At 72.1% G+C, this 5,938-nt stretch carries 6 protein-coding genes; 2 read left to right on the forward strand and 4 right to left on the reverse strand.

Features of this window, described 5'->3' with window-relative positions:
- Positions 1-907, forward strand: a 907-nt coding sequence (locus tag AMK22_RS36795) for an ABC transporter ATP-binding protein (RefSeq protein ID WP_073792065.1), incomplete at its 5' end; no start/stop codon positions are given.
- 144 nt (positions 908-1,051) lie between these two features.
- Here the strand turns inward: AMK22_RS36795 and AMK22_RS36800 are convergent.
- The 4 genes from AMK22_RS36800 to AMK22_RS36815 form a co-directional block, all read right to left on the reverse strand.
- Positions 1,052-2,233 carry a hypothetical protein gene (locus tag AMK22_RS36800; RefSeq protein WP_073792066.1) on the reverse strand — a complete coding sequence of 394 codons (1,182 nt, stop codon included), beginning with the start codon at positions 2,231-2,233 and terminating at the stop codon, positions 1,052-1,054.
- A complete protein-coding gene (locus AMK22_RS36805; RefSeq protein ID WP_073792068.1) occupies positions 2,215-2,952 on the reverse strand; it encodes an ABC transporter ATP-binding protein in 738 nt (245 codons plus the stop codon). The genes AMK22_RS36800 and AMK22_RS36805 overlap by 19 nt, the downstream gene beginning before the upstream one ends.
- A 269-nt stretch (positions 2,953-3,221) precedes the next feature.
- Positions 3,222-4,601 (reverse strand): aspartate aminotransferase family protein, encoded by a 1,380-nt coding sequence (locus AMK22_RS36810; RefSeq protein ID WP_073792069.1) that lies wholly within the window; start codon positions 4,599-4,601, stop codon positions 3,222-3,224.
- The gene (locus AMK22_RS36815; protein WP_073792071.1) at positions 4,586-5,092 is read right to left on the reverse strand and encodes an Lrp/AsnC family transcriptional regulator; all 507 of its coding nucleotides are present in this window, start codon (positions 5,090-5,092) and stop codon (positions 4,586-4,588) included. The genes AMK22_RS36810 and AMK22_RS36815 overlap by 16 nt, the downstream gene beginning before the upstream one ends.
- A 163-nt stretch (positions 5,093-5,255) precedes the next feature.
- On the opposite strand from AMK22_RS36815, the gene AMK22_RS36820 reads away from it, so the two are divergent.
- Positions 5,256-5,938, forward strand: a 683-nt coding sequence (locus AMK22_RS36820; protein WP_143203660.1) for an aldehyde dehydrogenase family protein, incomplete at its 3' end; no start/stop codon positions are given.

The following is a 5,938-nucleotide window of genomic DNA, read 5'->3' on the forward strand; positions in this document are numbered from 1 at the left end:
GTCGACTCTGCTGCGGGTGGTCGCCGGGCTCCAGAGGACGGACGGCGGCCGGGTGCTGCTGGACGGGGCGGACCAGGCGGGGGTGCCGGTGCACCGGCGGGGTCTCGGCCTGATGTTCCAGGACCACCAGCTCTTTCCGCACCGGGACGTCGGCGCCAACGTCGCGTTCGGGCTGCGGATGCGCGGGGTCTCCCGGCGCGATCAGGAGCGCCGGGTCGGCGAACTCCTCGACCTGGTGGGCCTGCCGGGCGCCCAGCGGCGTGCCGTCGCCGCACTGTCCGGAGGCGAGCAGCAGCGGGTCGCCCTCGCGCGGGCGCTCGCCCCGCGTCCCAAGCTGCTGATGCTGGACGAGCCGCTCGGCCAGCTCGACCGCGGTCTGCGCGAACGCCTCGTGGCCGAACTGCGCACGCTCTTCGGACGGTTGGGCACGACGGTGCTGGCCGTCACGCACGACCAGGGCGAGGCGTTCGCGCTGGCCGACCGGGTGGTCGTGATGCGGGACGGGCACATCGCGCAGACGGGCACGCCGACGGAGGTGTGGCAGCGGCCCGCCTCCGCGTTCGTCGCCCGGTTCCTCGGCTTCGACAACGTGGTGGCGGCGACGGTGGACGGTGCGGTCGCCGACACGGCGTGGGGCGGGGTCCCGGTGCCCGAGGGTTCGCCGCAGGGGGAGCGTGCCCTGCTCGTGCGTCCGGCCGGGGTGCGGATCGGTGCCCCGGAGGAGGGGCTGCGCTGCGCGGTCGGGGCGCGCACGTTCCGGGGCGATCGCGTCGCCGTACGGCTGACGCCGCAGCGCGGTCCGGTTCTGGAGGCGGAGTGCGCGTTGCGCGACGTCCCCGGGGAGGGGGAGACGGTCGGGATCCGCTTCGACGCGGCGGAGTGCGTGGTGCTGCCCGCCGAACGGTGACGCGGGCCCCGGGCGACCGGGCGGGCCCGGGACGGTACACGCGGGCCCGCCCCGCCGGAGAGCGGCCGACCCGTGCCCCCGACGACCGCCGCCCGCAGGATCCGCGACCGCCGCTCGGCGCCCGCGCCCGCGGGGACGGCCTCGTCAGACGGTCAGTGGCAGCGCCGCCAGCTCGGCGACCAGCCAGGTCAGCGGGGCGAACACCACCAGCAGGACGGCGGCGCGCAGCGCCGTCGCGTACCGCAGTGCCGAGGCCGGGGTGCCGAGCCGCAGCAGCGTCCGCGACGTCCGGGCACGGTCCTGCCTGGCCTCCAGGGCCGAGGTCAGCAGGGTGGCCGCGGTGCAGCCGAGGACGAGCACCGAGCCCAGCGCGGTGAGCGGGCCGAAGGGGCGGGGGCCCGTTCCGTGCAGCGCGTACACGGCGGCCACCGCCGAGAGCACCGCGCACACCACGCCGAGCGGCCCGCCGATCCGGCGCGCCTCGACCATGAGGACCCGTCCGGCCAGCAGCCGCACGGCGCCGGGGCGCGCCGACTGCAGCAGCCGGCCGCAGTGGTACGCCAGGCCGGGCCCGGCCATCGCCAGGCCGACCGCCGTCAGCGCCCACCCCGCCAGCACCCCGGCCGGGGTGTCGTCGAGCCGGCCCGGGAGCGGGAGCAGGCTGTGCCCGTCACCGCGGCTCATGTACGCCTCGACGGCGAGTCCCACGGCGGTCAGGGCCACGCCCCACGGCAGCCCGCCCGGGGGCGTCACCGGAGCGGGGGGTTCCTCCTGCGGGCCGTCCGCGGGGCCCTCATCGGGCAGCGGGACCACCACGGGCCGCTCGCGCAACGCGATCCCGCTCGCGACGGCCGCGGACACCGGGACCAGGGACAGCAGCACCAGCGCGGCGGCGAGCGGCAGCGGGGACCGGGCGTCGAGCAGTCCGGCCGCGGCGCCGTCGAACGGCAGCCCGGACAGATCGCCGCGCAGGTGCAGGAAGACCAGCAGCGCCACCACCGATCCGAGCGTGCAGGAGACGGCGGTGGAGACGGCGGCCAGCACGGTGAGCTTCACGGGCCCCAGGCCCACGGCGGACAGCCCGGAACGCGGCCGGGTGCCGGGATCCGTACGGGCCACCGCGACCGCGAACTGCACGGTGGCGGCGAGCGGTACGAAGCACCACAGCAGCCGCAGCAGCGCGGCGGTGGGCCGGTCCGGGTGCCCCGACGCGTAGCCCAGGGCGCACAGCAGCAGAAAGCCGACTCCGGCGGAGGCTGCCGCGACGAGCAGCCTGCGCAGCAGGACCAGCGGACGGGAGCCCCGGGCTAGACGGAGAGCGAGCACGCCGCGCGGCCCTCCGCATCGGACACGGCGGGCAGGGCGACGGTGGCGACGCGGCGGCCGTCCAGCAGCGGGACCGTACGGTCGGCGAGGGAGGCGACCTCCGCGTCATGGGTGGCGAGCACCACCGTGATGCGGTGCGAGCGGGCCGCGCTGGTGAGGGTGCGCAGCACGTGCGCCCGGTCGGCGTGGTGCAGGGCCGCGGTCGGCTCGTCGGCGAAGATCACCGTCGGCGAGGTGGCCAGCGCGCGGGCCACGGCGATCCGCTGGCGCTCGCCCTGGAGCAGGGTGTGCGGCCGCTGCTTGGCGCACGCGCCGATGTCGAGCCGCTCCAGCCACTCCAGGCCGGTCTTCTTCGCCTCCCGGTGCGTGGTGCCGCGCAGGAGCAGCGGAAGCGCCACGTTCTCCCAGGCGTTCAGCTCCGCGACGAGCTGCGGTACGGGGGCGATCCAGCCGAACCTGTCCCGGCGCAGCCGTTCGCGCAGCCGGGGGCCCATGGTGTGGACGGGGACGCTGTTGAACCACACCTCGCCCTGCTCGGGCACCAACTGACCGGACAGGCAGAGCAGCAGGGTCGTCTTGCCGCTGCCTCTCGGGCCCGTCACGGCGAGGATCTCGCCGTCGCGGACGCCCAGGGAGACTCCGCCGAGCGCGGGCGAGCCGTTGTGGGAGTGCTGGAGGGAACGCGCCCAGATCACGTCGTTGTCCGGCGGGGCCACCATGGTGTACACCTCGGTTCAGATCGTAAGTCCCGTCCCCCGTACGGGGGAACGATGCGGGGGCCGATCGGTCACTCGGCACCGTAGGGACCCGGACCGGGGTCTGGGCACAGCACACGGCCCGGGTGCACCCCATCCCACTCGAATGGGGGCACCCGGGCCGTCGTGGACCGTAGGGGACGACCGCCGGTCGGGCGGGCGTCAGGCAGCGGTCGGGCACCGGATTCCGTCCGCCGGCCGGTCCGTGGCCGGTCGGCGGACGGATCTGCCGGTCAGAGCTTGGCCCACGCCTGCGTCAGGACGTTGCGCAGGATGCCCTCGATCTCGTCGAACGTCGACTGGTCGGAGGTCAGCGGCGGCGCGAGCTGGACGACCGGGTCGCCGCGGTCGTCGGCACGGCAGTACAGGCCGTTGTCGTAGAGCGCCTTGGAGAGGAACCCGTACAGGACGCGCTCGGTCTCCTCGTCGCTGAACGTCTCCTTGGTGGCCTTGTCCTTCACCAGTTCGATGCCGTAGAAGAAGCCGTTGCCGCGGACGTCGCCGACGATCGGCAGGTCGTTCAGCTTCTGCAGCGTGGTGAGGAAGGCGTTCTCGTTGTCCAGCACGTGCTGGTTGAGGCCCTCGCGCTCGAAGATGTCGAGGTTGGCGAGAGCGACCGCCGAGGACACCGGGTGGCCACCGAAGGTGTAGCCGTGCAGGAAGGTGTTGCCCTCCTCGTAGAACGGCGCGGCGACGCGGTCCGAGACGATGCAGGCGCCGATGGGGGAGTAGCCCGAGGTCATGCCCTTGGCGCAGGTGATCATGTCCGGCACGTAGCCGAACTTGTCGCAGGCGAACATGGTGCCCAGGCGGCCGAAGGCGCAGATGACCTCGTCGGAGACGAGCAGCACGTCGTACTTGTCGCAGATCTCGCGCACGCGCTGGAAGTAACCGGGCGGCGGCGGGAAGCAGCCACCGGCGTTCTGCACCGGCTCCAGGAAGACCGCGGCGACGGTTTCGGGGCCCTCGAAGAGGATCTGCTGCTCGATCTGGTCGGCGGCCCAGCGGCCGAAGGCCACCGGGTCGTCGCCGTGGATCGGGGCGCGGTAGATGTTGGTGTTGGGGACCTTGTGCGCGCCGGGGACCAGCGGCTCGAAGGGGGCCTTCAGGCCCGGCAGGCCGGTGATCGACAGGGCGCCCTGCGGGGTGCCGTGGTAGGCGACCGCGCGCGAGATGACCTTGTACTTGGTCGGCTTGCCCTGGAGCTTGAAGTACTGCTTGGCCAGCTTCCAGGCGGTCTCCACGGCCTCGCCACCACCGGTGGTGAAGAAGACCTTGTTGAGGTCGCCCGGCGTGTAGTCGGCGAGGCGGTCGGCCAGCTCGACGGCCTTCGGGTGGGCGTAGGACCAGACCGGGAAGAAGCCCAGCTCCTGACCCTGCTTGTAGGCCGCCTCGGCGAGCTCGTGACGGCCGTGGCCGGCGTTGACCACGAACAGGCCGGACAGGCCGTCGAGGTAGCGCTTGCCCTGGTCGTCGAAGATGTAGGTGCCCTCACCCCGCACGATGGTGGGAACGGGCGCGTTCGCATAGTCCGACATGCGGGTGAAGTGCATCCACAGGTGGTCGTACGCGGTTCGGCTGAGGTCCTTGCTCACGGCTATCGGGTTCCCCACATATAGGTCTGCTTCTTGAGCTTCAGGTACACGAAGCTCTCGGTGGAGCGCACGCCGGGGATGGCCCGGATGCGTTTGTTGATCGTTTCCAGAAGGTGGTCGTCGTCCTCGCAGACGATCTCCACTATCAGGTCGAAGGAGCCCGCGGTCATCACCACGTACTCGCACTCGTCCATGGCCGACAACGCCTCGGCCACGGGGTCGAGGTCGCCGTCGACGTTGATGCCGACCATCGCCTGGCGCCGGAATCCCACGGTGAGCGGGTCCGTGACGGCGACGATCTGCATCACTCCCTGGTCGAGCAGCTTCTGGACGCGTTGCCGCACGGCCGCCTCGGACAGGCCGACGGCCTTGCCTATCGCGGCGTACGGGCGGCGCCCGTCCTCCTGGAGCTGCTCGATGATCGCGAGGGACACGGAATCGACCACGGGGGGCGATGCGTTCCCGTTCCTGGAGTCTGCGCTGCGACTGGCCACGCATCCACTGTGCACCGGGACTCGTCGGTCTGGCAACCCCGGATCGATGAAATTCGTTGTTTGAGGCTCCGGATCACACTGAATCCGAAGTTCACCGTGGTTGGGCATGTCGAAAGCGACACCCAAGCGACTAGGGTGGACATCTCACCATTGGACGTGTGTGACAGGAGGGGTGGTTGTGACCACCGAGGTGCGCCGTCTGCGCAACTACATCGACGGAGAGTTCCGGGACGCCGCTGACGGGCGGACCATCGACGTGATCAACCCGGTGACCGAGGAGGTGTACGCGACCTCGCCGCTCTCCGGTACGGCCGACGTCGACGCCGCGATGGAGGCCGCCGCGGCGGCCTTCCCCGCCTGGCGCGACACCACGCCCGCCGAGCGCCAGAAGGCCCTGCTGAAGATCGCGGACGCCTTCGAGGAGCGTGCCGAGGACCTCATCGCCGCCGAGTCGGAGAACACGGGCAAGCCGGTCGAGCTCACCCGCACCGAGGAACTCCCGCCGATGGTGGACCAGATCCGCTTCTTCGCGGGCGCGGCGCGACTGCTGGAGGGCCGCTCGGCCGGTGAGTACATGGAGGGCCTCACCTCCATCGTCCGGCGCGAGCCGGTCGGCGTCTGCGCGCAGGTCGCGCCGTGGAACTACCCGATGATGATGGCCGTCTGGAAGTTCGCCCCGGCGCTCGCCGCGGGCAACACCGTCGTCATCAAGCCGTCCGACACCACCCCGGCGTCGACCGTGCTGATCGCCGAGATCATTGGGCAGATCCTTCCCAAGGGCGTCTTCAACGTCATCTGCGGCGACCGTGACACCGGTCGCGCGATGGTCGAGCACCCGACCCCGGCGATGGCCTCCATCAC

It is taken from the genome of Streptomyces sp. CB01580 (assembly GCF_001905795.1).
Classification (GTDB): Bacteria; Actinomycetota; Actinomycetes; order Streptomycetales; family Streptomycetaceae; genus Streptomyces.